We start from the raw sequence: 24,110 nt of genomic DNA, 5'->3' as shown, positions 1-24,110 counted from the left end.
TGTCCAAACGTTTCGATTTAGATAAATCGTTTTTTGATTAAGAGATAGACGGATTTTCTAAATCGATACATTTTGTAAGCGACGCTAGGTCGTTTAGCAGTAGATAAAAGTGGTGACGACGACTATGTCAAAACGTGATTATTACGAAGTATTAGGTGTAGCTAAAGACGCTTCTGAGCGTGATGTTAAGAAGGCGTATAAGCGCCTGGCGATGAAGTATCACCCAGACCGTAACCCTGATGATGATTCAGCAGAAGCGAAATTCAAAGAAGTAAAAGAAGCCTATGAGATCTTACTCGATCCGCAAAAGAAAGCGGCATACGATCAGTATGGTCATGCGGCATTCTCTCAAAATGGCGGCGGTGGTTACGGCGGTGGCGGTGGCGCTGATTTTGGCGATATTTTTGGTGACGTATTCGGCGATATCTTTGGTGGTGGCCGACGAGGTGGTGGCCAAGCTCGAGCTCAACGTGGTGCCGACCTTCGATATAACATGGAACTGAGTCTTGAAGATGCGGTTCGTGGTTGTTCAAAAGAAATTGAAATTCCAACCTTAGTTCATTGTGATAGCTGTAATGGAACAGGTGCGAAGAAAGGTACATCTGCAGATACCTGTGGAACCTGTCATGGGCACGGCCAAGTACAGATGCGTCAGGGCTTCTTTGCTGTTCAGCAAACTTGTCCAACTTGTAATGGCAAAGGTAAGATCATCAAGAACCCTTGTAATGAGTGTCATGGTCAAGGGCGTAAGAAGAAGAGTAAAACTCTTAACGTTAAGATTCCGGCTGGCGTTGATACTGGCGACCGTATTCGTTTGTCTGGTGAAGGTGAAGCAGGGGATATGGGAGCACCAGCGGGTGACCTATATGTTCAAGTTCATGTGAAAGAGCACCATATTTTCGAACGAGATGGCAACAACTTGTACTGTGAAGTTCCAGTGAGCTTTGCACTCGCCGCTCTTGGTGGCAATGTTGAAGTTCCGACATTGGATGGCCGTGTTAACTTAAAAGTTCCAGAAGAAACCCAAACTGGCCGCATGTTCCGCATGCGTGGTAAGGGTGTGAAAGGGGTACGCGGTGGTGCAATGGGCGATCTCATTGTTAAGCTATTGGTTGAGACACCTGTGAAATTAAGCTCTCGTCAAAAAGAACTATTGCGTGAATTTGAAGAGTCATGTGGTGGCGAAGCGGCAGGTAAGCATAGCCCTAAATCAGAAGGGTTTTTTAGCGGTGTTAAGAAGTTTTTTGATGACTTAACTAGCTAATTTGAATTGAACTGTCATTCAAATTTTAAGGTCTGCATTATGCAGGCCTTTTTGTTTTTAAATGCTTTTTTCAACTAAATCAGTATCCACCTAATCGACCACCAAATGCGAGAGCAATCACCCAGTCATGAAATGTACAGTCGTGATGTTTTACATTTGTTTTAGAGACATCTTTTCACCCTAATTCCCTCTATTTGTTCTTTATTAGCTTGCTACTCTGGATTTAGTTTTCTGTTTTTTATGGGGGGAGTGTTATCAGTCATTATCTAATAACGAGCCATAAAAAAGGTCATAAAAAGAATGGCTTTACTTTGATTGAAGTGTTGACCGTTATGGCGGTCATCATGACTTCTTTGTACGCCGCAATTCCGCAGATGGCACCAAGTCTTGAAGTTGAAAAGGTCGCATCGACGGCGCGAGATGTGATGCAGTTTATTGATGATGCTAAGTCATTGGCACGGATGCGCAATCAAGCGTTATGGATAGAAGTTTATGAAGGTAGTGCAGACTCAAGCTCACGCTGGTATTTACGCTTGCGAACGTCAACTGATACGACAACGATGGGTAACGTTCTTCAGCAACTAGTAGGAGAGCATTCTTTAAAACTTGATTCAGGGTACCTCAACGATAAGATCTTGATTGATGGGCTGAAAGGAAAGGTCAGTAATGGTTCCTTAAAGTTCAGCAGTGCCTCATCTAACAGCCCTGTTTTAAAAGTGATTACGTCGTATGGTGCTGGGAGAATCCGATTGTGTTCGCTAGAGGAGAAGCTGGATGGCATTCCATTATGTTAGACGACAGCGAGGGTTGACATTAATCGAACTACTCATTGGTTTATCTTTGGGTAGTATCGTGATTCTATGCGGATTTTATATATTAATGAATAGCTTACATACTTCAAGGCAACTAGATCAAGTAACATTAGTAGCACGAAAATTGAATGACACTCATCAACTTATGTATCAAGAATTACGGCGTGCCGGGCATCAAATTAACCAGCCATTGGCTATTCATTTTAGTGATAGCGATAACGTCATCGATGTTAGAGAGAGTGGAGCGCAACTTGGTATGGTTTACCAAGTAGAACCATCTGGTGATGAAGCGTTTCGAAACTTGGTTTTCCTTTATGATTCATCCAATAAGAATATAAAGCTGTGTGATAAGTTTACCAGTGCGCCCCTTAGTACCGAGAGTGCAGTAGAATCAACACGTTCAGCGCCGTGTTTTACGCTTTTTGATCGTAAACAGATTAAAGCCGATAGCTTTAAAGCTGATATATTAACGTTGAATAGTGATGGTACACGGAGCCAAGTTGTTAGTGTTGAACTCACTCTATCATCGGTGATGGATAATACGGTGAGTCAGAGTTTATCGTTTCAAGTGACGATTAGGAGTTGGATGTGAAAAGCGTTCGCGGTTACACGACTCTGCTGTTAACTACCGTTGTTTTGCTGATTATTTTGGTTGTCACCATGAGTACTTCTCGAAGCATGTATCAGTATCTGCGCATCGTCGAGCATAGAATTACGACAATGCAGCAAGACTGGGAAGTGGAAGGGGCGATTGAGTGTGTGTTTGCTAAGTCTCGAATTGGCCACTTATTTCCACTGGATGTAAAAGAGTGCACCGATGGCGTGGATACTCTTGATGTAACAGGGCAAGTCGTCAGAAAAATTAAGGCAACGAATGGTTTTTCGACGCTAACTCGACATTTTAGTTTACCTTCTGCAGATAGTTTTGGCGCAATCAAAACCAGCGCAAATTTGGTGCTAACCGATAAATCGACTTTTGCTCCCGATCCCGGCGAGCTAAATGAAGATCTAGATTGGGAGTGTATTTCAGTTCGGTATCGGCATGACTTTTCGGCCTCTTCTATCACGACGTTACACCCTTATGAATTAGGGCTTTTACCTTATCAAGGCTTCCCTGAGAGCAGTGTTCGACAGCAGCGCTGCACCGATAGTCATCATAGCGTTGACCGTACTATAAGCAATGCAAAGAGTGATTTCTATCATGATAGCGAACTCAACCCATTTGAGGACTTATTTGGTGTATCAGAATCAAATTGGTTTAATGTATTTTCTAATACAGCCGTCGGTCGAGTTCCTCACTCGCTAGACAGTCACAATGTTCTATCGGTTTCATCTGCCGAAAAGCTACCAATCGCTCAAATGAATACCCATTGTGCCAGTGATATTGAAGCTCGTATCAACCAAGGAAAAGACCTTATCTGGGTCTATGGCGGCTGTGAACTAAACGAAAGTGATGTCTCTCAAATCAGCGACGCCATTGAAAATCAATTTACTGACTCTGGAATTATCTTAGTGGTTCATAACGGGATCTTAGCGGTCGAAAGTCAGCAAACTTTTCCTGGACTGGTTATGCAATTCACGTCACCAGGTAGTACATTTTCAACCGCTTTGGATTGGGCATCGACTCAAGTAAATCAAGATATTATCGATTTTATGGCACACTCCTCCAATCCTGACTTAATCGGGCCGGATCAGATTAGTTATTTTCAAGTGGGGCGGTTCAATCCTGTGGGTGGTTTAGTCCTAAGTTCCAACAATACTTATGCGGTTATTAAAGGCCAACTGCATTTTCAATATCAGCGAGATCTGATTGCAAGGCCTTTAGCTCATATCCGCCCTGTTGGTTGGGTATTTGGTTCATGGGGAGATGAATATGCCACCAGTGAATAGATATAGACCTCGCTCCAGTTACGGTGTTGCCTTACTTGAAGTTGTTGTTTCACTGATGTTATTGAGTCTTGTTGTGGTAGGGCTAATTCAAGTTGAACAGGGTTTATTGGTTAAATTTGAACACGGCCAGTATAAAATGAAAGCCGCTAACCATATCGATAATTATTTTGAATCTCTGCGAACACGTGGCGCCAATTCAGAAATATCAGAAGCCGCGGTTATCGATTTTGACACCGGTATTGGTTCAAAAACAATATCCTATCCTGATGGTATTGAGCTCGAAAGCAAAGTGATTGAGCTATTGGTTGCAGGTAACGTCAAGAAAGTTGAGGCGACAGGACGCTGGCAATTAAGCAGCGGTGAAACTGGCTCAATATCCGCGACAACCATGATCGCGAAATACAGTGAGTTTGATTAACACTATTCAACATACGATAAAATGAATAGCCGATGAGTACCTTGACCATTATTATAGTGGTTGTGTTTTAAATAGTGACCCAACAAATTGAGAGAGAACATAGTGTCTACAGAGTGTAAAGCGACAGAAGATATCCGTTTTATGCAGCGCGCATTAGAGCTAGCACACCAAGCTGAATTGGAAGGTGAAGTTCCAGTTGGCGCCTTGCTAGTGAAAGATGGCAAGGTGATTGCCGAAGGGTGGAATCAGTCGATCTCAAAGCATGATGCGACAGCGCACGCTGAAATTGATGTGTTGCGCAAAGCTGGACGTGTTCTGGAAAATTATCGTCTAACAGATACCACTCTCTATGTTACCTTGGAGCCTTGTCCAATGTGCGCTGGAGCCTTGCTTCATGGGCGGGTTAAACGCATTGTGTATGGTGCTCCAGACCTAAAAGCAGGCGCGGCAGGAACCGTGATTAACTTGTTTGGTAGTGAGGCTAGTTACCACCATGCTGATATTGTGGGAGGAGTTCTAGAGCAAGAATGCCGAGCGCAACTGCAGGCGTTTTTTAAGCGCCGGCGTAAAGAGAAAAAAGAACAAAAACGTCAGGTCAGAGCGACAACCAACAGCGATGAAAGTAGTAATGAATCCTAGCCATTTTAACTTTGGCTAGGATCATAAGTTCAATTCTCGTCTCTTATTTTGAGTTTTCTGAAGCGGTGCTTTTAGCTTCTTCTTTTGTTTCTTCAACTTTGTCTTGTACTTTTTCTACGGCTTCTTTTTTTTCAGCTTTCTTCGAGTCTGTTTGTGCTGCCGCTTTTTTAGTTGCACTGTCCTTAGTTGCCTTAGCTGTTTTATCTGTTATCTCTTTTTTCTTTGTTTTTTGAGTTGCTTCTGATTTGGGCTTACTAGCATCGGTTGATGCTTTGCTCTCTTTAGCTTTCTCTTCTTTTTCTTGTGACTCAGATGCAGCCGAATCATCTGGGGCTGTAGATGTGCTCTCTGTTTCATTTGTGACTAATGTAACAGAAGCATCTTTCGGGACACTCGTTGCATAAAATGGCGCTACGACAGGAATAACGGCGATATCGTCGGTGTTATTGTCACTGTTACTTTTTTGCTTCTCATCAATATGACCAATAATACTTTGGTAATAGCGACGAATGTTTTCGACATAAGAGAGTGCTTCATCACCCCGAGCAAACCCATATTTCGTTGTGCTGTAATATTTCTTTTTTCGCAAAAGTGGTAAACGTTCTTTTACATCGTTCCATGCATTCGGATCGCCACCCAGTTCCTTAGTTAATTTACGTGCGTCAATCACATGTCCGAGTCCCATATTATATGACGCGAGAGCAAACCACGTTTTTTCGTGATGAGGAACTGAGTCAGGAATCGCTTTAAACATACGGCGGAAATAAGCAACACCACCACGTATTGATTGCTCTGGGTCGAGTCTATCGTCAACACCGACACTTTTCGCTGTAGGAAGTGTCAACATCATAAGGCCTCGAACACCGGTGGGCGATTTTGCTTTGGGATCCCAATGAGATTCTTGATACCCAATTGCTGCAATAAGGCGCCAATCAAATTCATCTGAATACTTTTGGAATAAATCTTGCCATTCTTCAAGTGTTGAATCGAGTGCCCGAATAAAGGCTCTGGTATCAACATAATCAAATGTCCCAATATGCCCAATGTATTTTTCCTCAAGAGAAGCGAGAGAACCTGATTGCTTTAGCTGCCCAAAAAACTCAACCATCATTGCATAAAGGCTTTCATCATCTGACCGACGGATAAACCAAGAAACTGACTGATCTTCGGTTAATTCAAATGCAGGCGCGATGTCAGGGTGTACGCGTTGAGCCAGAGAAATTTCAACAGAGTCTGCCATGGTATAACGCAATGTTCCCAATGAGACTTGCTTTAAAAGATCGTTAACATCGGCGTTACGATCTAGGGCATAACTCAGTTCTGGGTTGCTTTGATGTAATGGCTCTAAGGTCTGTTGAAAATGGCTATTTTCTACGATGCGAAAGATGTCTTTCAATTTATGAGATTCAGCTAATGACTCTTTCTGGATTTTTATAAGGTCGGCCATATTCCGTGGTCTTAATGTGCCTTTTTTATACACCAATTGCTGACTGACATAGTAATAAGCAGGGCCGGGTCTAAATTCCTTGATTCGCTCCGGTGTTTGAATTTGTCCAGCGGCAACGAGATCAATTTCATCATTTTTTAATGCAGGAAAGAGCGAAGAGACTCGATAGATTGGCGTGATTTCAAGTTTAACGCCTAGTTGATTAGCAAACTCACGCGCTAATTCGTAATCTAAACCCGAAGGACCATCGGGACTGATAAAATAAGAGAGTTGATTGTTCAGAGTCCCGACTCGTAATACGCCACGATCTCGTATTTTATCGAGTTCACTTTTGGGCTTTGAGTCAATTTGACACCCTGCTAGAAGCGTGACAATCCCTGCGAGTACAACGAATTTTCTCGCATAGTTTCGAACTATTTTTGTCATCAATTAGTCATCTCGAGGTTAGATTATTATTTTTCAGTATAGAGTCATTCTACTGACAACTATATCTTCGAGCAAATAAAGCTGAAAAACTCGATTTACGTACTGATATTCTGTTGCCACTGTTTTCAAAAAAAATGACGCAAACGGTTGCGTTGGGTGTTACATCACACTCGCAATTCCTTTATAATGCGCCCCAAATCCGAGATGAGATTGGAATGAAGCCTTGGCTGCCGTTAAAGTCATTCCAATGTCACCTTAATCAACATTAAATAGAGACCTAAGCACATGAGAATTTTGCGCGGTTCCCCAGCTCTTTCAGAGTTTCGTATTAACAAACTTCTTGAACTTTGTCGTGAACAAAGCTTACCCGTTACTGGTATCTATGCAGAATTTATGCATTTTGCCGATCTTACGGCTGAGCTTACTAGTCAAGAGTTAGACAAGCTTGAAAAGTTACTGACTTATGGACCGAAGATTGAAAGCCATCAACCAGAAGGTTTACTGCTTCTTGCGACACCGCGTCCTGGGACTATTTCCCCTTGGTCTTCTAAATCATCTGATATCGCTCACAATTGTGGCTTGGCTAGTGTAAAGCGTCTAGAACGTGGTACTGCTTACTATATAGAAAGTGCTTCTGAGTTAACTCAAGCGCAAGTTGAAGCGGTAAAAGCCTTAATTCATGACCGTATGATGGAAACCGTGTTTACGGATATGGAAGCAGCATCGGCACTGTTTACCGTTGCAGAGCCTGCGCCGTTTACACCAGTGGATATTCTTGCCGGTGGCCGTGAAGCACTTGAAGAAGCGAACGTCGCTTTGGGTTTGGCGCTTGCTGAAGATGAAATTGATTATCTTGTGACCAGCTTTACAACTTTAGGTCGTAACCCTACCGATATTGAGTTGATGATGTTTGCTCAAGCGAACTCAGAGCACTGTCGACATAAAATCTTTAATGCAGATTGGACGATAGACGGTGTCGACCAGCCAAAATCGCTATTTAAGATGATTAAGAATACGTTCGAAAATACGCCAGATTATGTGTTGTCTGCGTATAAAGATAATGCAGCTGTTATGACTGGTTCGAAAGTTGGGCGCTTCTTTGCTGACCCTGATTCTCGTCAATATACTTATCATCAAGAGCCAGCCCATATCTTGATGAAGGTGGAAACACATAACCACCCAACAGCGATCTCTCCATGGCCAGGTGCTGCGACCGGTAGTGGTGGTGAAATTCGTGACGAAGGCGCAACCGGAATTGGTGGTAAACCGAAAGCAGGTTTGGTTGGATTCTCTGTATCGAACTTGCGTATTCCTGGATTTGAACAACCATGGGAAACTGATTTTGGTAAACCCGGTCGAATCGTCAATGCGTTAGACATTATGCTGGAAGGGCCATTAGGTGGCGCTGCATTTAACAACGAATTTGGTCGTCCTAACTTGCTTGGTTATTTCCGTACTTACGAAGAAAAAGTCACCTCACATGCAGGTGAAGAAGTTCGTGGCTACCATAAGCCAATCATGATTGCCGGTGGTTTAGGTAACATTCGTGAAGAGCACGTAGAGAAAAAAGAAATCCCAGTTGGTGCTAGCCTGATTGTATTGGGCGGTCCAGCGATGAACATCGGCCTTGGTGGCGGTGCAGCCTCTTCAATGGCTTCTGGTCAATCTGCAGAAAACCTAGATTTTGCTTCAGTACAGCGTGAAAACCCAGAAATGGAACGTCGTTGTCAGGAAGTGATCGACCGTTGTTGGCAGCTTGGCGACGATAACCCAATCGCCTTTATTCACGATGTCGGTGCTGGTGGTATTTCTAACGCATTACCTGAATTGGTGAACGATGGTGAGCGTGGTGGTAAATTCCAATTACGCGATGTACCTAATGATGAGCCGGGTATGAGCCCTCTTGAAATTTGGTGTAACGAGTCGCAAGAGCGTTATGTTATGGCTGTCGCACCAGAAAATATGCCAGTGTTTGATGCTATTTGCCAGCGCGAGCGCACACCTTATGCCGTGGTAGGTACGGCCACAGAAGAGCGTCATTTATCGTTAGATGATTCGCACTTCGATAATCGTCCTATCGATATGCCGTTAGATATTCTGTTAGGCAAGCCGCCGAAAATGCATCGTGATGCGACGACATTAAAAGTGCAAGGTAGTGAGCTAGAGCGTTCAGGAATTGAGTTGAATGATGCGGTTGATCGTGTTCTTCGTTTACCAGCTGTTGCTGAAAAAACCTTCTTGATTACCATCGGTGACCGCTCGGTAACCGGGCTTGTCGCTCGTGACCAAATGGTAGGCCCTTGGCAAGTGCCTGTGGCGAACTGTGCTGTGACCGCGGCGAGTTTTGATACTTACCATGGTGAAGCGATGTCGATGGGTGAACGTACACCTGTTGCATTATTAGACTTTGGTGCGTCAGCTCGTTTGGCGGTTGCAGAGTCATTAACCAATATTGCGGCGACCGAAATTGGTGATATTAAACATATCAAACTCTCTGCAAACTGGATGTCTCCAGCGGGTCACCCAGGTGAAGATGCGGGTTTGTACGAAGCGGTAAAAGCCGTTGGTGAAGAGCTATGTCCTGCACTTGGGCTTTCCATCCCGGTAGGTAAAGACTCGATGTCGATGAAGACCAAGTGGGAAGAGAACGGTGAACAAAAAGAAGTTACGTCTCCGCTTTCTTTGGTTATTACGGCATTTGCGCGCGTGGAAGATGTTCGTAAAACGGTCACGCCACAGCTTCGCACCGATAAAGGTGATTCGAGCTTAATAGCCATTGATCTTGGTAACGGCAAAAATCGTTTAGGTGCGACAGCACTTGCTCAAGTATACAAACAGCTTGGTGATAAACCCGCTGATGTCGATAGTGCTGAACAGTTAAAAGGCTTCTACGATGCAATTCAAGCATTGGTGACTCAAGACAAACTTGTTGCTTATCACGATAAAGGCGACGGTGGTTTGTTCGTAACATTGGCTGAAATGGCTTTTGCCGGTCACTGTGGTGTTAATGTAGCGATTGATGCATTCGGTGATGATGCATTAGCGGCTCTGTTCAATGAAGAATTGGGCGCGGTTGTTCAAGTTGCTAACAGCGATGTGGATACGGTTCTTTCCGTATTGGCGGATAACGGCTTAGCGGCATGTTCACATGTTATCGGTTCGGTTGCAGCAAGCGATTCGATCGTGATTACGCAAAATGGTGTAACGATTCTTGAGCGTAATCGTACTGAGCTTCGTACTATCTGGGCAGAAACAACGCACAAGATGCAAGGTTTACGTGATAATCCAGCGTGTGCAGACCAAGAGTTTGAAGCGAAGAAAGATAACTCAGACCCAGGTTTGAACGTCAGTTTGAGCTTTGATGTCAATGAAGATATTGCGGCGCCATATATTGCCAAAGGCGCGAAGCCGAAAATGGCGATATTACGTGAGCAAGGTGTTAACTCTCACGTTGAAATGGCAGCGGCATTTGATCGCTCTGGCTTTGAAGCCGTTGATATTCACATGAGTGATATTCTTACTGGCCAAGCGGCATTAGATGAGTACCAAGGCTTAGTGGCTTGTGGTGGCTTCTCGTATGGTGATGTATTGGGTGCAGGTGAAGGTTGGGCGAAATCAGTATTGTTTAATGCTCAAGCTCGCGATCAGTTCGAAGCATTCTTCAACCGCCAAGATACGTTCTCTTTGGGTGTGTGTAACGGTTGTCAGATGTTATCAAACCTAAAAGAGCTGATTCCAGGAGCTGACCTATGGCCTCGTTTCGTACGCAATGAATCAGAGCGTTTTGAAGCACGCTTCAGCCTTGTTGAAGTACAGAAGTCAGATTCTATCTTCTTCAATGAAATGGCGGGTTCTCGCATGCCAATCGCTGTCTCCCACGGTGAAGGCCGCGTTGAGGTTCGTGATGATGCTCATCTATCGTCTATCGAACAATCAGGTACGGTTGCACTTCGTTATGTCGATAACCTTGGTAACGCGACTCAGCAATATCCAAACAACCCGAATGGTTCACCAAATGCAATCACTGGCTTAACTACAGCTGATGGTCGTGTGACGATTATGATGCCGCACCCTGAGCGTGTATTCCGCACGGTTGCAAACTCGTGGCACCCAGATTCATGGGGTGAAAACGGCGCTTGGATGCGTATGTTCCAAAACGCACGCAAAAATGTGGGTTAATCGCTAATCAGCGTATTTTGGAAGATGGTATAGCGTAAAAAAGAAGGCCTGACAGAAATGTTAGGCCTTCTTACTATTTGTACTGAAGATGATTTTACAACGAATGTAATGTCCAATCTTGATTAACGAAACTGGCCAACTTCAGAGAGAAATTCAAACCCAGCTCCAGCGAGGCACTCAATCAGTTTCGCCTTGTCTAAATCGAATGAGGATACGAGGCGATCTAAGTCACCATCAAAGTCATCACGTAGTTTAGTATTCACTAGGCTAAACAACATGATGGGATCCATTTTCAAATAGTTGGCTAAATCCATCATTAATCCTCAAAGTCAGATATTAATAGGTTGGCAGCAGCAAACGCAGCACGATCACGCGTATCTTTTGGTAAGCCTTCATCAGCGGCGATATCGTTTAAGGTCTTTACGACACAGGTTATCGCTTGCGGGATGTACCCTTGGTCACCACTCCCAATTTGTGAGTAGAGCTCTTTTATTAGTGGACAGCAATCGTATACTTTCATTTATCTCTCTCAATTTTATAAATGCCTAAAGTATATATCTAGTATTTGAGCATGTCTCTTAGTATTGACGAAAGTTGTGCTATGATTATGGGGAGATACATAATGTTAATGATAGAATGAAAAATACATACTTTAAATATTGTTTAATTGGTGCCTTAAATACGTTAATTCATATGTTGTGTTTTTTTATGTTATTTAAATATGTTGGATTTAACCTAGTAGTTTCAAATGTATGTTCTTTTGCGATTTCTGTTTCCATATCATATATATTAAATTCTATTTATACATTTTCCTCTACAATTAGAGCTTCATTATTTTTAATTTATTTTTTATTTATGTTGGTTTTATATACAGTGACATCATATATTTGCGAATTGTTATCAGGCCATTATCTATCTATATTTAGTATACTTATATTTAATTCATTTATTGGTTTTTCTTTAACTCGATGGTTGGTTGGTTTTGAAAAAAGAAAATTACATTTCAATTAAAGATTATTTAGTAATTGTTTCTATTTTTTTGATTTTGTACTTTTGGGGATTTATTACTAAAGATTTTTATTATGTTGATGATTTAATTAGATCTGTAGATGGAAATTACTTTGAATGGTCTTCTCATGCAAGGCCATTTTCTGAATATATATATAGATTTATTTATGGTGAAAATGTATATGATATATTTCCTGTAACTTTATTTTTGGGTATAGGTTTATTTATTTATGTTCTGTATAGATTTGATATTTTATTTAATAAAAATAAATATCAAATAATATTACTTCCACTATTAATGTTGACTTCACCATTTTTATTAGAAAATGTATCATTTCATTTTGACATTCTTACAATGTTAATATCGATGTCGCTCGCTATTATTGCTTCAAGTTTTAATTTAAATAAAATTAATAGTTATTACTTCATTTTTTCTATTGCTATTCTTTTCTCTATTTGGTCTATGTATCAACCATCAATACACCTATACCTTTGTTTTCTGTCAATTAATGTTATTAGTCGTTATATTAATAATAAAAAGTTTTCAAAAATAATCATTGTAAATATTATATCATTTTTAATATCTTATATCTTATATCTTATAATTTATAAAACAAGTATAACAAATGATTATGCTTTGTATCATATAAAATTAATTGAACTTGATCAAAATGGATTCAATACAATAGTCAGAAATATAGATTATTTTACTACTTTGATAATTAGTGTATTGACCTCGCCAACTTGTATTTCGTATATTTTTGTTGCAATCATGGGTGGGATAGCCGCATTTGTGATTGATAATAGGATGAGACATCAGTCAAACTATAATCGTTTATTAGGGTATGGGTTATTATTTTCGCCTTTTATAGTCATTATTTTAAGCTTTATACTCTACTTACCATTAGAGCATCCTACATTTAAACCAAGAGTGTTAGTAGGAATTTCAGGTGTTTTGGCCTATTTGTTTTTTCTTTCATGGGAAGCATTTAATAAAAAATTAGTAACCTTTGCTTTTATATTTGTATTATTGTCAAACTATTTCACCGCATCTGCATATACAAATGCCATTTCAAGGCAATATGACTTTTATATTGATACAGTTCATGATATTGGACGTGACTTGAGTGATATAGAGAATAATATATCTTTACTATATATTGTTGGAGATTTAAAGCGTACTCCAGTTATAAGGTCAGCAATAAAAAATCATCCATATTTTGATATCCAAATTAGGGAGTATTTTAAATATGGATATCTAATAAAGCAGAAAGTATACCCAAGTACATATCTATTTAAATTAGATCCTTTAACAGAGAATCTTAATATAGAGTATCTAAAAGATTATCAATTTAATGGTGAAGAAAATCTTCTTAGTAAAAATAACAACTATCAGATGTATAGTATCAGTTCTGATAGTGCTGTTATTATTTTTCAATGATAGTATTGTTTTTAACAATACAAATAATGGAGAGTCCAAAAGGTATGTTAAAATTATTAATAATTTTTTTCTCAAATGAAAATATATTATAGAATATATTATTGATGAACTTATTTGGTGTTTTTACTTCTTTTTTATTAAGATTTAAAAATTTCGTTAAAATTCTCTCAACGATAGCTAAAGGAAGTAAAATAAAGTTAAAATAGGATAGTTTTACTATGGAATAATGGTGATTTAAATTACTTATAATGCTATAAAGTTCACTTCTTCTGTATCTTTTTTTATGATGAAGAAACTTGTCGTGAGGTCCAAACAAAAACTGATATGCTGGGACTGTAAAAACTATCATGCCATCTGGTGTTAAAACTTCTCTAATTTTATTTAATGTCTCTATGTCATCTTCTATATGCTCTAATACATCAAAAAGGCATACTAAATCATATTTTTTAGTACAATGGTCTATAGCTTTAGGAACTGCACCATTGATAATATCTATTTTATGTTTTTTTTCTAAGAGTTCTATGGCATAAGAGTCCATTTCTATTGCATCTGTTTTACCTAGAGACTGTAGCATAGCTATATTTCCACCAGTACCACAACCTATCTCAAGTATATTATCTAGCTTTTTATAGGAATAATGACTGATAGTTCTACTCAATATATCTCTTCTTGCTTTGAACCACCAATGGTTGCTTTCTACTTCATCCATTTCTGTATAGGCTTGTTTTTCCATTTAATCACCATGAAATTCTTTTATTATATATTTGGGTCTATTTTTACTCTCTAAATAGGTTCGTCCTAAATATTCTCCCAATATACCAATGCTGATTAATTGTAAGCTTCCAAAAAATATAATAAGTACGACTATGGAAGCATAACCAGGAACTGATGCGCTATCGTTGTTAAATAAAGTAATGAATATAATGTACATTGCATAAGATAGCGAAAAGATAGCGCCAGTTAGTCCAACATAAGTTGATAATTTCAAGGGCGAAGTTGAAAAACTAGTAAGTCCATCAAGAGCAAAGTTCCACAGTCGCCATCGAGAAAATTTTGTATTGCCTGTATATCGACAGGGTCTCTCGTACTCGATGAACTCTACTGGAAACCCGACCCAAGCGAATAACCCTTTCATAAATCGCTGGGATTCAGGTAGTTGATTGATACAATCAATGACTTTTCTATCAATGAGCCGGAAATCACCAACATTAGGTTCTACCTTAATTTGCGAAATTTTATTGTGTACTTTATAAAACATATTCGCAGAATGCTTTTTAAAAAATGTATCTGTGTTTCTTTTAGTGCGCTTAGCCGCCACCACATATGCCCCATTTTTCCATTTTTGTATCATATCGAGAATTAAGACTGGGGGATCTTGTAGATCGGCATCAATAGGAATTGCTGCATCTCCTTTGCAGTATTCTAAACCTGCTGTTAATGCAGCTTCTTTACCAAAGTTACGGCTAAAATCTAGAACTTTAACTGGAATCTTGCATGATTCCTTTACGTTGAGTAGTGCTTCAAGTGTGTCATCTTCACTGCCATCATTGATATAGATTAACTCGAAGTTCATTGACGATTTATTTATAACTTTGGATATTATTTCAAATTGAAATTTGTTTACGCTGTCTTTTCCTTCATTATAAAAAGGAACGATGATCGATATTAACTTCATATCCAAAGCCTTGTTATTTTAACTGCTGTAATTATATAACAAAAAAGAGCAGCGTGTTTGCTGCTCTTTTTTAAGTAGTTGAGTTATTTGCTATAACTTACGCTAAAGCGCCCTTAACAAACTCAACAACCTCATCCATCTTAACTACCGATTTTTCGCCGCTACGACGGTTTTTATATTCGAAGTTTCCTTCGTCCATACTGCGGTCGCCAATGATGATGGTGTGTGGAACGCCGATCAATTCCATATTCGAGAACATAACACCTGGGCGCTCTTTACGGTCATCAAACAGAACATCAATGCCAAGAGCTTTTAATTCTGCATAAAGGTCGTTAGCGGCTTGTTGAACGCGTTCAGATTTATGCATGTTCATTGGCACAATAGCCACCTGGAATGGCGCGATTGCATCTGGCCAGATAATACCGTATTTGTCGTTGTTCTGCTCGATAGCAGCCGCTACAACACGAGAAACACCAATACCATAACAACCCATTTCTAGGATGGTATTTTTGCCATCAGGCCCAAGGACACCACAGTTCATTTTCTCTGAGTAGTTTTTACCAAGCTGGAAGATGTGACCGACTTCGATGCCACGTTTCAGCATTAAAGTGCCTTTTCCACATGGACTTGGGTCACCTTCAACGACATTGCGAAGATCTTCAACTTGGCCTAGCTCGACGTCACGACCCCAGTTAATGCCGAAGTAGTGCTTATCGTCAACGTTTGCGCCTGCGCCGAAGTCACTCATTACAGCAACAGTGCGGTCGACGATAAACGGTAGGGTTAGACCAACGGGACCAAGTGAGCCTGGGCCTGCGCCAATTAGAGCACGAATTTCTTCTTCTGTTGCCATTTCGAGAGGTGCAGCAACTTGCGCTAAGTTTTCCGCCTTCACTTCATTTAACTCGTGATCACCACGGATAATAAGCGCAATGATGTCGGCATCGACGTCATCAGACGCTTTAACAAACAGTGTTTTAACGGTTTTTTCAATTGGAAGATCGAATTGCTCAACCAGTTCTGCAATGGTTTTGGCGTTTGGTGTATCGACCATTTCCATTGTTTGAGTTGGTGCTGCGCATTCATCAGTCGGAGCCGTTGCTTCGGCTTTTTCGATGTTGGCAGCGTAGTCAGATTCGGTCGAGAAGGCGATAAGATCTTCACCGCTTTCGGCTAATACATGGAACTCTTGTGAACCGCTGCCGCCGATTGCGCCGCTATCGGCAAGCACTGGACGGTAATCTAAACCCATACGGTCGAATGCTTTACAGTACGCGTCGTGCATGATGTCGTAGGATTTTTGCAATCCATCTTTGTCGATGTCGAAACTGTAGGCATCCATCATCGAGAACTCACGTGCACGCATTACGCCAAAACGTGGGCGTCGTTCGTCACGAAATTTAGTTTGGATTTGATAAAGGTTGAGCGGAAGTTGTTTGTAAGAACTGACTTCGTTGCGTACAAGACTTGTGATCACTTCTTCCGCCGTTGGGCTAAGAACAAACGGGCGCGAATGGCGATCAGTAAGACGTAATAACTCAGGTCCCATTTTTTCAGAGCGGCCTGTTTCTTCCCATAGCTCAAACGGTTGAACCACTGGCATTAAGGTTTCAACGGCCCCTGCATTGTCGATTTCTTCTCGAACGATATTTTCTACTTTACGCAAAACACGCAGGCCAGTAGGCAGCCAAGTATACAAACCAGATGCAAGTTTTCGGACCATTCCGGCACGCAACATGAGCTGATGGCTTACGATTTCGGCATCGTTTGGTGTTTCTTTTAGCGTAGAAAGAAGATATTTACTGGTACGCATGGGTTCTATCCGTTGATTAAGTTATTGAGTAATCCCGTAGGTGAGCATCTCTGGTGAGAAAGCGTGACTAGGGAGTTTAGCCGCTAATCATATCAGCCATTTGGCTTTGTCAAAAGTCCTCTATTGTTGTGATGAGAACCTTTCTGCCTTCGACACGAAATTTGATATTGAAGTCGAACAAATTTACCGCATATTCTCGGTTATCATGCTGTGATTTTTTATACGCGGGTCGCGGGTCTTGAGCCAGTACTTGTTCAATCACGCGGTAAAGATAATCGTGTTCAGGGTGGTTGCTTAAAGAGTGCTTAGCGGAATCAGAAAAGATGACTTCTAATAACTCGGGAACATTCTGGGCGTAGCCCGCGAGCGCATCAGGAATCGCATCACTGTAGGGAATATAAGGTTTGATATCAATGATGGGAGTGCCATTCACCAAATCAACGCCACCGAGCTCGAGATAAAAGTGATTGCCTTCTTTGCTGACACCTTTTAGTTCGACGGCTGACATACCAATCCCGTTCGGTCGAAATGTCGCGCGAGAAGCAAACACACCAATGCGTTCATTGCCGCCGAGACGAGGAGGGCGCACTGTTGGTTTCCATCCAGCCGCGAGATTTTGGTCGAACAGAAATAGTAACCAAAGATGACTAAATTGCTCGATACCTCGAATAGCTTCAGCACAATTCGATTCGCCTAATAATTTGAGACGAGATTTAGCGGCAACTAACCCTGGCTGGCGTGGTACCGCAAACTTCTCTTTATAAGGCGATTCAATTTCTGCAATCGGTGTGATAGAGAATGAAGACATGAATTAACGGTGGTGTTTCGCAAGAAGTCGGTCAAGGTGATTGGCAAACTCGCGTCGGTCAGTTTGAGATAAACTGGCTGGACCGCCCGTTTGCACACCACTGGAGCGCATTGTTTCCATAAAGTCACGAATATTCAATCGAGATTTTATGGTTTCTTTGGTAAACAGTTCACCTCGAGAGCTTAATGCCATGACGTTTTTGGTGATCAGTTCATCTGCCAAAGGAATATCGGAAGTGATAACAAGATCACCCGCTTCAGTACGGCGGACAATTTCGTTATCTGCAATATCAAATCCGCTTTGGACCTGCTGAAAGTGGATATTATTTCGTCGTGGCAAAGGAATTGTATGATTGGCGATAAAAATACACTCTATTCCCGTGCGTTCAGCCGCACGTACAATCACTTCTCTGATGACCTTAGGACAGGCATCGGCGTCAACCCAAAGCTTCATTATGATTTCTCACTTAATTGCGTTTCAAGTTGTGTGATCCGCGCTAATAACTGTTCAACCTGAGTTTCTAACTGTTCAACGCGAGTATCTAAAGAGGTTGTTACTTCGGCTGCAACTTCAATTTTTGGCACGCGCTTCGATGCTTTCCAGCTTTTGATCGTGGAAATGATCGCAGGCATTGGAATTGATTGAGATAACCGAGCTTTAACCAGTGCAACAGAAGGCTCTTTCCCTTCGTTGGTTAACTGGGTTAGTACCGCTTCTAACTCTTCAGTTACGTCTTTGGTAATCATATGGTGTCCTTACTTCATTATTCGGGAATTCTACGCTGAACGGTGTTAGAACGAAAGCGTCCTCGTGCTACGTTAACGATCATGCGGTATGAATGTTATTCCTGTTCAACATATCGATGAGGAGGGAGGTTAAATTTACTGATGTAGAACCCTCGCATAATTAATTCACCTTGGTAGCAATCGTCTCCTAATGAAGAAAACTCAAAATGGTAGATGGTGTGCCAGCGCCACGTTTTTTCCTTGGTGCGAAACTTATGGGTCGAAAAGGCAACACTGACCAATTGCAAGTTCATCTGTTTGCATTTACGTTGGATCGCTTGTTTCGCTAATTCAGATTGCTTGCGCTGTTGCCAAAATAGAAAACAGACCAATGCTGCAAATATAATGGCATACAAATCGGTAATCATTGAGTTTGCCCTAAAGTACTTTTCTGCAAATTAGTGAGTGCGTCGACCAATTGTGGCGATGGTGTTGAATGTAACAGCGGTAACATAATCATCCGTAGCTGTGGAATCATCACCAGATCGGCAAACAATTGATTAAACAAGTTTTGATCTTGGGTTTGAGCAAGTCGAACTAGAAATAACTCCGCCTTAGCGGTTTCTGCAAGGGCTTGCCAGCTTCGGCCTGCCAGCGCGACCAATATTTCTGGATGACATAACTGAGCTTGAGACAATAGCTGTTGAACAACATCGGTTAAATGCTGGTTATCGCCACCTGATAATGCTCTGATCAATGCTGAGAGTAAAAACAAATCGGGTTCATCACCTTGCATCTCATCTAAGGTAAATTCAGCCAGTTTATTGCTGAGATCACTGGTTAGAGAGACATGTTCCAATGCGCCAAGTAAACCGTATAGAGGCTGGCTTGGTAGGTGCTTGAGTGAGCGTATGAAATGGCGATGATTTTGTTCATCAGATAATCGAGCCGCCATATCAGTAATACCTTGTAAGCCGACACTTTGCCATTTGTCCCATCCGAGTTCGCCTTTAAAGTAGTGTTGGGCGTGCTCGTAATATTGGCTTGCTGGATGTGATAGCTTCGCACGCACTAGGCTGTGGAGTACCGCCATTTTTTCTTCGTTTGGCTTAAACGTGAAAGGGTTGTTTGCCAGTTTGTTTTGTTGTTCTTCGCTTAAATTATTGGTTAAACGTGTGCCCATCGCTTCTAACACATAGCGAATGAATTGTCCCACGTTGGCAGGCATCAGTAATCCACGTTCATCCAGTTCGAAGTTAAGAAACCAGAACCAAGGCTGCTTAGATTCATTCCAATAGACGATAGCAAACTTAGCATGGCGTTGAAGCGGATAAGGATAGGGTTGCTGCCCTTGTTCAACGCTGGCGAATTGCTGGTTGTCGATAAGCTGAATACGGCGGCCTAAGTCGAACACCATGTAGTCGCATTCACTTTCGCTAACGAGTTGGCTAAGAGTATCTATGGTTTGCATATATCATCCGATGAAAAGGGGTAATTTGAATCAGTTAGTTCCTAAGGCCATGTGCGTCTATGATTGGGTTTGCACACACTTTAGGGAGTTTGACTCTATCAGTTATTCTTCAATAGATGGTACTCTATAGCACGTTTTCAAGTCCGACAAAAAAATTAAGCACGCTCGATGACCAGAATTGTTCCCCTTATCTCGCTTTTAGACCAACTCGAAATGAAATTGAATGGCCTAAATTTATGGCAAACGACCCCTCCTAATGAAGAAGCATTAAGCAGTTTGGTTCCTTTCGCCATGGATACACTAGCCCCCGAACAATGGCTGCAGTGGATTTTTATTCCCAAAATGCGTCACGCTTTGAATGAGAATAACCTTCCTCGAGGTTTTTCGATAGAACCTTATTTCGCACAAGTTTGGCAAGGAAAGCCGGCTTATTCGTCTTTACTCAATATCATTCAGCAGATCGATAAGGTGTGCCAATAATGTTAGAAATACTCTATCAAGATGACTACTTGGTCGCGGTGAATAAGCCAGCAGGAATGTTGGTACACCGCTCTTGGCTGGATAAACATGAAACCCAATTTGTAATGCAAACCTTGCGGGACCAAATTGGCCAGCATGTGTTCCCGTTACATCGCTTAGATAGGCCTACGTCTGGTGTGTTAGTGTTTGCTTTGTCGAGCGAAGTGGCTGCTAAGGTGATGCCGATGTTTGCAGAGCATCAAATGGAGAAAACCTATTATGCTGTGGTCCGAGGTTGGATTGAAGAAGAAGCAAGGTTGGATTATCCGCTTACCCAAAAGCTCGATAAAATCGCGGACAAATTTGCCAAACAAGATAAACCTGCTCAAGAGGCTGTGACCTATTATCGACCAATAGCCCATATTGAAGTGCCGTTTTCAACTGGACGTTTTCCAACCAGCCGATATTCGCTAGTCGAGATGAAACCAGAGACTGGGCGAAAGCATCAATTGCGACGTCATATGCATCATATTAGCCATCCGATTATTGGTGATACCAATCATGGCGATGGAAAGCATAATCGATTGTTTAGAGAGCATTTTGATGCTCACCGATTACTGCTGCATGCGGCTGAACTAAGCTTTATACATCCCTATACCGAACAAGAATTGGTGTTAAAAGCGAACTATGATGAGGTATGGTTGCATTTATTTGAACAATTTAAATGGCCGTTAGATAAATGCTCATAGATTTTTGAGCTGGATAATATTTGAAAAGGGACTCAATAAAAAAGCGCCAGACACGGCGCTTTTTTGTAGGGTTAATACGACAAGTTATGTCGGGGTTCGATGGTCACTATCTGTTGAGGTAGCTGTTGATGGCGTTGATAATGCCATCTGCATCTAATCCCAATTCTTCGTACAATTCATCTTGTGTTCCCTGATGAATAAACTCATCTGGTAAACCCAGTGTCAGGGTTGGCTTAATGCACTTTTCTTGCATCATAAACTCGATCACCGCCGAGCCAGCTCCTCCAGCAATCGCGTTTTCTTCGAGTGTGACAATCACATCGTGCGTTTGGCACATCTCTTTGATAAGTTCTTTATCTAGTGGCTTAACAAAACGCATATCGATAACGGTCGCGTCCAGTTGTTCCGCTGCGACAACCGCATTGTGCAGTAACGGACCGAAGCTGAGAATGGCACATTGTTTTCCTTCGCGAATGACGCGGCCTTTACCAATTTCAACAGCAGTAAATTCGTTAGTCGCGACGGTGCCATTACCTGAACCACGAGGGTAACGAACCGCACTTGGCCCTTGATGTTGATGGCCGGTATAAAGCATTTGACGACACTCATTTTCATCGCTTGGAGCCATAATCACCAAGTTAGGGATGCAACGCATAAAGCTAAGGTCGAATGCACCTTGGTGTGTTTGTCCATCAGCTCCTACTAATCCAGCACGGTCGATGGCAAACATTACCGGTAGGTTCATGATCGCAACATCGTGAATAAGCTGATCATAGCCTCGTTGGAGGAAGGTAGAATAGATAGCCACGATCGGATGATCGCCCGCTATCGCCATGCCTGTTGCCAAAGTCACTGCATGCTGTTCAGCAATCGCAACATCAAAATATTGGCTTGGGTATTCTTTGGAAAAACGCACCATTCCAGAGCCTTCGCGCATGGCTGGAGTAATTGCCATTAGCTTAGGATCTTGTGCGGCCATGTCACATAAGAAATCCCCAAAAATGTTAGAAAAAGTTGGGGGATTATTGTTACTTTTCGGTAATGACGAATGGCTCGGATCGAATTTAGGTACGCCATGGTAGCCAATTGGATCTTTCTCTGCTGGCTCATAACCTTTGCCTTTTTTGGTCATAATATGCAGAAATTGAGGCCCTTTGAGGTCTCTCATGTTACGGAGCGTTTTTTCTAGCTCAAGAACATCGTGACCATCGATTGGACCGATATAATTGAATCCCAGCTCTTCAAAAAGAGTGCCGGGTACCACCATGCCTTTTATGTGCTCTTCTGTTTTCTTAACCAATTCTTTAATTGGTGGAATACCAGAAAGTACTTTCTTGCCACCTTCCCGAATTGTGGTGTAGAGATTTCCTGAAAGCAGTTGTGCTAGGTGATTATTTAATGCGCCCACGTTTTCAGAGATCGACATTTCATTATCGTTGAGCACGACAAGCATATCGTTGTGGATGTCTCCAGCGTGGTTTAGGGCTTCAAATGCCATGCCTGCGGTGATGGCTCCATCACCAATAACACTCACAACACGGCGAGATTTTTCTTCTTTGGCAGCACTGATTGCAATACCTAATGCGGCACTAATCGATGTTGAAGAGTGTCCGACAGACAGCGTGTCATACTCGCTCTCTTCACGCCAAGGGAAAGGGTGAAGTCCCCCTTTTTGCCTTATCGTCGGCAGCTTATCGCGTCGGCCAGTTAAAATTTTATGAGGGTATGCTTGATGACCTACATCCCAAATCAAGCGATCATGAGGGGTATGATAGACGTAGTGTAAAGCCACCGTCAGTTCGACAGTACCGAGTCCAGAGGCCAGATGTCCGCTTGATTGACTGACACTATTGAGTAAATACGTTCTCAGTTCATCGCATAGTTTAGGCAACATCTCCTTTGGCAGAGAGCGAAGCTCATCTGGGGTATTGGCCAAAGCTAATGTTGGATATTTAGAAATATTCAGAGTCATAGTTACGCGCTTATAAATTCTTTTTAATTCTTGCGCTCGATGACATATCGGGCGAATTGTTCAAGTTTACTGGTATCAAAAGGAATGGCATCAAGAGCTTCGAGAGCATCTTCGAGAAGCAAATTCGCTTTTTGTTGAGCACCGGCTAGTCCTAGAATAGCAGGATAGGTGCTTTTGTTGAGTTTAGTATCGGAACCTTGTGGTTTACCTAGCGTTTTTGTATCACTTGTTATGTCCAAAATATCATCTTGAACTTGAAACGCCAACCCGACGGCGGCGGCATAGCGATCTAAATAAGGTAATAACTTAATACCTTTTTCACCCGCTGAAAGTGCGCCTAAGCGAATGGCACATCCTATCAGTGCACCTGTTTTATTGCGGTGAATAGTTTCAAGTTCATTGAGTTCGACGAGTCGATTCTCTGCTTTTAGATCGAGGGATTGTCCTAAACACATGCCATTTGCACCTGAAGCATTGGCAAGCGTTTGAATCATTTTGATACGTTGAGGTTCAGCATCTGCGCTTAACATACCCTCAGATAAGATCGTGAACGCTAGGGTTTGCAGAGAGTCGCCCGCTAAGATGGCGGTAGCATCATCAAACTTAATATGACAAGTTGCATGACCTCGACGTAGTTCATCATTATCCATAGCAGGAAGATCATCATGGATCAGTGAATAGGCATGAATACATTCGATGGCACTTGCAGGGGTATCCAGTTGTTCTAAACTGCACCCAAGCATTTCTCCGGTAATATATACCAGATAAGGTCGTGCTCGTTTACCACCCAACAATAGCCCGTAGCGCATTGCTTGAGTTAGCGAGTCTTGCTGCATTGGCAGCTCATCTAACCAGCTATTTAATTGCTGACTGTTTCTTTCCTGATAGAGTGCTAAATCTGAAATCATGGCAAT

At 41.8% G+C, this 24,110-nt stretch carries 23 protein-coding genes and 1 pseudogene; 11 read left to right on the top strand and 13 right to left on the bottom strand.

The window, feature by feature from the left end:
• The first annotated feature begins 124 nt into the window (after positions 1–124).
• From dnaJ to tadA, 6 genes are all read left to right on the top strand, one after another.
• On the top strand, positions 125–1,264 hold the full coding sequence (gene dnaJ, locus ACXJY6_RS18640; protein WP_456052397.1) for a molecular chaperone DnaJ: 1,140 nt from the start codon (positions 125–127) through the stop codon (positions 1,262–1,264).
• 254 nt (positions 1,265–1,518) lie between these two features.
• Positions 1,519–2,058: a prepilin-type N-terminal cleavage/methylation domain-containing protein gene (locus ACXJY6_RS18635; RefSeq protein WP_458769266.1), complete on the top strand. Its 540-nt coding sequence runs from the start codon at positions 1,519–1,521 to the stop codon at positions 2,056–2,058.
• On the top strand, positions 2,039–2,668 hold the full coding sequence (locus ACXJY6_RS18630; RefSeq protein ID WP_458769239.1) for a PilW family protein: 630 nt from the start codon (positions 2,039–2,041) through the stop codon (positions 2,666–2,668). Before ACXJY6_RS18635 ends, ACXJY6_RS18630 begins: the two co-directional genes overlap by 20 nt.
• Positions 2,665–3,966: a hypothetical protein gene (locus ACXJY6_RS18625; RefSeq protein ID WP_458769238.1), complete on the top strand. Its 1,302-nt coding sequence runs from the start codon at positions 2,665–2,667 to the stop codon at positions 3,964–3,966. The genes ACXJY6_RS18630 and ACXJY6_RS18625 overlap by 4 nt, the downstream gene beginning before the upstream one ends.
• The gene (locus ACXJY6_RS18620; RefSeq protein WP_458769237.1) at positions 3,950–4,384 is read left to right on the top strand and encodes a hypothetical protein; all 435 of its coding nucleotides are present in this window, start codon (positions 3,950–3,952) and stop codon (positions 4,382–4,384) included. The genes ACXJY6_RS18625 and ACXJY6_RS18620 overlap by 17 nt, the downstream gene beginning before the upstream one ends.
• A 102-nt stretch (positions 4,385–4,486) precedes the next feature.
• A complete protein-coding gene (tadA, locus tag ACXJY6_RS18615; RefSeq protein ID WP_456052393.1) occupies positions 4,487–5,023 on the top strand; it encodes a tRNA adenosine(34) deaminase TadA in 537 nt (178 codons plus the stop codon).
• 471 nt (positions 5,024–5,494) lie between these two features.
• On the opposite strand, the pseudogene mltF reads toward tadA, so the two are convergent.
• A pseudogene (gene mltF / locus ACXJY6_RS18610) lies at positions 5,495–6,896 on the bottom strand (membrane-bound lytic murein transglycosylase MltF); the annotation flags it as partial.
• Between the two features lie 285 nt (positions 6,897–7,181).
• On the opposite strand from mltF, the gene purL reads away from it, so the two are divergent.
• On the top strand, positions 7,182–11,075 hold the full coding sequence (gene purL / locus ACXJY6_RS18605; RefSeq protein WP_458769236.1) for a phosphoribosylformylglycinamidine synthase: 3,894 nt from the start codon (positions 7,182–7,184) through the stop codon (positions 11,073–11,075).
• Positions 11,076–11,197: 122 nt separating this feature from the next.
• Here purL and ACXJY6_RS18600 read toward each other — a convergent pair whose 3' ends face one another.
• Positions 11,198–11,389 carry a DUF4250 domain-containing protein gene (locus ACXJY6_RS18600; RefSeq protein WP_458769265.1) on the bottom strand — a complete coding sequence of 64 codons (192 nt, stop codon included), beginning with the start codon at positions 11,387–11,389 and terminating at the stop codon, positions 11,198–11,200.
• Positions 11,390–11,391: 2 nt separating this feature from the next.
• On the bottom strand, positions 11,392–11,595 hold the full coding sequence (locus ACXJY6_RS18595) for a YaeP family protein (RefSeq protein ID WP_458769235.1): 204 nt from the start codon (positions 11,593–11,595) through the stop codon (positions 11,392–11,394).
• Between the two features lie 116 nt (positions 11,596–11,711).
• Between ACXJY6_RS18595 and ACXJY6_RS18590 the strand changes: the two genes are divergently transcribed.
• Both ACXJY6_RS18590 and ACXJY6_RS18585 read left to right on the top strand, forming a co-directional pair.
• Positions 11,712–12,086: a GtrA family protein gene (locus tag ACXJY6_RS18590; RefSeq protein WP_458769234.1), complete on the top strand. Its 375-nt coding sequence runs from the start codon at positions 11,712–11,714 to the stop codon at positions 12,084–12,086.
• Positions 12,058–13,524, top strand: coding sequence for a glucosyltransferase domain-containing protein (locus tag ACXJY6_RS18585; RefSeq protein ID WP_458769233.1), 1,467 nt, complete (start codon positions 12,058–12,060; stop codon positions 13,522–13,524). Before ACXJY6_RS18590 ends, ACXJY6_RS18585 begins: the two co-directional genes overlap by 29 nt.
• On the opposite strand, the gene ACXJY6_RS18580 is transcribed toward ACXJY6_RS18585, so the two are convergent.
• The 8 genes from ACXJY6_RS18580 to ACXJY6_RS18545 all read right to left on the bottom strand — a co-directional run bounded on the left by ACXJY6_RS18580 (position 13,511) and on the right by ACXJY6_RS18545 (position 20,016).
• Positions 13,511–14,257, bottom strand: coding sequence for a class I SAM-dependent methyltransferase (locus ACXJY6_RS18580; RefSeq protein ID WP_458769232.1), 747 nt, complete (start codon positions 14,255–14,257; stop codon positions 13,511–13,513). The two genes, ACXJY6_RS18585 and ACXJY6_RS18580, sit on opposite strands and share 14 nt — an antisense overlap.
• Positions 14,258–15,199: a glycosyltransferase family 2 protein gene (locus ACXJY6_RS18575; RefSeq protein WP_458769231.1), complete on the bottom strand. Its 942-nt coding sequence runs from the start codon at positions 15,197–15,199 to the stop codon at positions 14,258–14,260. It abuts the gene before it with no gap.
• 97 nt (positions 15,200–15,296) lie between these two features.
• Positions 15,297–17,012, bottom strand: coding sequence for a proline--tRNA ligase (locus ACXJY6_RS18570; RefSeq protein WP_456052385.1), 1,716 nt, complete (start codon positions 17,010–17,012; stop codon positions 15,297–15,299).
• A 109-nt stretch (positions 17,013–17,121) separates the two neighbouring features.
• Positions 17,122–17,820: a tRNA (N6-threonylcarbamoyladenosine(37)-N6)-methyltransferase TrmO gene (gene tsaA / locus ACXJY6_RS18565; protein WP_456052384.1), complete on the bottom strand. Its 699-nt coding sequence runs from the start codon at positions 17,818–17,820 to the stop codon at positions 17,122–17,124.
• A gap of 3 nt (positions 17,821–17,823) precedes the next feature.
• Complete coding sequence (locus ACXJY6_RS18560; RefSeq protein WP_458769230.1) at positions 17,824–18,273, bottom strand: YaiI/YqxD family protein; 450 nt, start codon at positions 18,271–18,273, stop codon at positions 17,824–17,826.
• Positions 18,273–18,566, bottom strand: a complete 294-nt coding sequence (locus ACXJY6_RS18555) for a hypothetical protein (RefSeq protein WP_456052382.1) — start codon at positions 18,564–18,566, stop codon at positions 18,273–18,275. Before ACXJY6_RS18555 ends, ACXJY6_RS18560 begins: the two co-directional genes overlap by 1 nt.
• Before the next feature lie 95 nt (positions 18,567–18,661).
• On the bottom strand, positions 18,662–18,973 hold the full coding sequence (locus ACXJY6_RS18550; protein ID WP_456052381.1) for a DUF3301 domain-containing protein: 312 nt from the start codon (positions 18,971–18,973) through the stop codon (positions 18,662–18,664).
• Positions 18,970–20,016 (bottom strand): DUF3549 family protein, encoded by a 1,047-nt coding sequence (locus tag ACXJY6_RS18545; RefSeq protein ID WP_456052380.1) that lies wholly within the window; start codon positions 20,014–20,016, stop codon positions 18,970–18,972. The genes ACXJY6_RS18550 and ACXJY6_RS18545 overlap by 4 nt, the downstream gene beginning before the upstream one ends.
• A gap of 168 nt (positions 20,017–20,184) precedes the next feature.
• Between ACXJY6_RS18545 and ACXJY6_RS18540 the strand changes: the two genes are divergently transcribed.
• Together ACXJY6_RS18540 and truC are read left to right on the top strand one after the other, a co-directional pair.
• Complete coding sequence (locus ACXJY6_RS18540) at positions 20,185–20,496, top strand: YqcC family protein (protein ID WP_458769229.1); 312 nt, start codon at positions 20,185–20,187, stop codon at positions 20,494–20,496.
• Complete coding sequence (gene truC, locus ACXJY6_RS18535; RefSeq protein WP_458769228.1) at positions 20,496–21,224, top strand: tRNA pseudouridine(65) synthase TruC; 729 nt, start codon at positions 20,496–20,498, stop codon at positions 21,222–21,224. Before ACXJY6_RS18540 ends, truC begins: the two co-directional genes overlap by 1 nt.
• Positions 21,225–21,330: 106 nt before the next feature.
• Here the strand turns inward: truC and dxs are convergent, their stop codons facing one another.
• Positions 21,331–23,196, bottom strand: a complete 1,866-nt coding sequence (gene dxs / locus ACXJY6_RS18530; RefSeq protein WP_456052377.1) for a 1-deoxy-D-xylulose-5-phosphate synthase — start codon at positions 23,194–23,196, stop codon at positions 21,331–21,333.
• Between the two features lie 23 nt (positions 23,197–23,219).
• A complete protein-coding gene (ispA, locus tag ACXJY6_RS18525) occupies positions 23,220–24,104 on the bottom strand; it encodes a (2E,6E)-farnesyl diphosphate synthase (RefSeq protein WP_458769227.1) in 885 nt (294 codons plus the stop codon).
• Positions 24,105–24,110 lie beyond the last annotated feature (6 nt).

Source organism: Vibrio phycocola (genome assembly GCF_054404255.1).
The sequence above is the reverse complement of the archived record's forward strand: the minus strand, read 5'-3'. Positions and strand labels throughout refer to the sequence as shown.

Coding starts and splice junctions, on each gene's coding strand:
- dnaJ (WP_456052397.1), top strand. CDS start 125: ATGTCAAAACGTGATTATTACGAAGTATTAGGTGTAGCTAAAGACGCT.
- ACXJY6_RS18630 (WP_458769239.1), top strand. CDS start 2,039: ATGGCATTCCATTATGTTAGACGACAGCGAGGGTTGACATTAATCGAA.
- ACXJY6_RS18620 (WP_458769237.1), top strand. CDS start 3,950: ATGCCACCAGTGAATAGATATAGACCTCGCTCCAGTTACGGTGTTGCC.
- purL (WP_458769236.1), top strand. CDS start 7,182: ATGAGAATTTTGCGCGGTTCCCCAGCTCTTTCAGAGTTTCGTATTAAC.
- ACXJY6_RS18600 (WP_458769265.1), bottom strand. CDS start 11,389: ATGGATTTAGCCAACTATTTGAAAATGGATCCCATCATGTTGTTTAGC.
- ACXJY6_RS18595 (WP_458769235.1), bottom strand. CDS start 11,595: ATGAAAGTATACGATTGCTGTCCACTAATAAAAGAGCTCTACTCACAA.
- ACXJY6_RS18590 (WP_458769234.1), top strand. CDS start 11,712: ATGAAAAATACATACTTTAAATATTGTTTAATTGGTGCCTTAAATACG.
- ACXJY6_RS18580 (WP_458769232.1), bottom strand. CDS start 14,257: ATGGAAAAACAAGCCTATACAGAAATGGATGAAGTAGAAAGCAACCAT.
- ACXJY6_RS18575 (WP_458769231.1), bottom strand. CDS start 15,199: ATGAAGTTAATATCGATCATCGTTCCTTTTTATAATGAAGGAAAAGAC.
- ACXJY6_RS18570 (WP_456052385.1), bottom strand. CDS start 17,012: ATGCGTACCAGTAAATATCTTCTTTCTACGCTAAAAGAAACACCAAAC.
- tsaA (WP_456052384.1), bottom strand. CDS start 17,820: ATGTCTTCATTCTCTATCACACCGATTGCAGAAATTGAATCGCCTTAT.
- ACXJY6_RS18560 (WP_458769230.1), bottom strand. CDS start 18,273: ATGAAGCTTTGGGTTGACGCCGATGCCTGTCCTAAGGTCATCAGAGAA.
- ACXJY6_RS18555 (WP_456052382.1), bottom strand. CDS start 18,566: ATGATTACCAAAGACGTAACTGAAGAGTTAGAAGCGGTACTAACCCAG.
- ACXJY6_RS18550 (WP_456052381.1), bottom strand. CDS start 18,973: ATGATTACCGATTTGTATGCCATTATATTTGCAGCATTGGTCTGTTTT.
- ACXJY6_RS18545 (WP_456052380.1), bottom strand. CDS start 20,016: ATGCAAACCATAGATACTCTTAGCCAACTCGTTAGCGAAAGTGAATGC.
- ACXJY6_RS18540 (WP_458769229.1), top strand. CDS start 20,185: ATGACCAGAATTGTTCCCCTTATCTCGCTTTTAGACCAACTCGAAATG.
- truC (WP_458769228.1), top strand. CDS start 20,496: ATGTTAGAAATACTCTATCAAGATGACTACTTGGTCGCGGTGAATAAG.
- dxs (WP_456052377.1), bottom strand. CDS start 23,196: ATGACTCTGAATATTTCTAAATATCCAACATTAGCTTTGGCCAATACC.
- ispA (WP_458769227.1), bottom strand. CDS start 24,104: ATGATTTCAGATTTAGCACTCTATCAGGAAAGAAACAGTCAGCAATTA.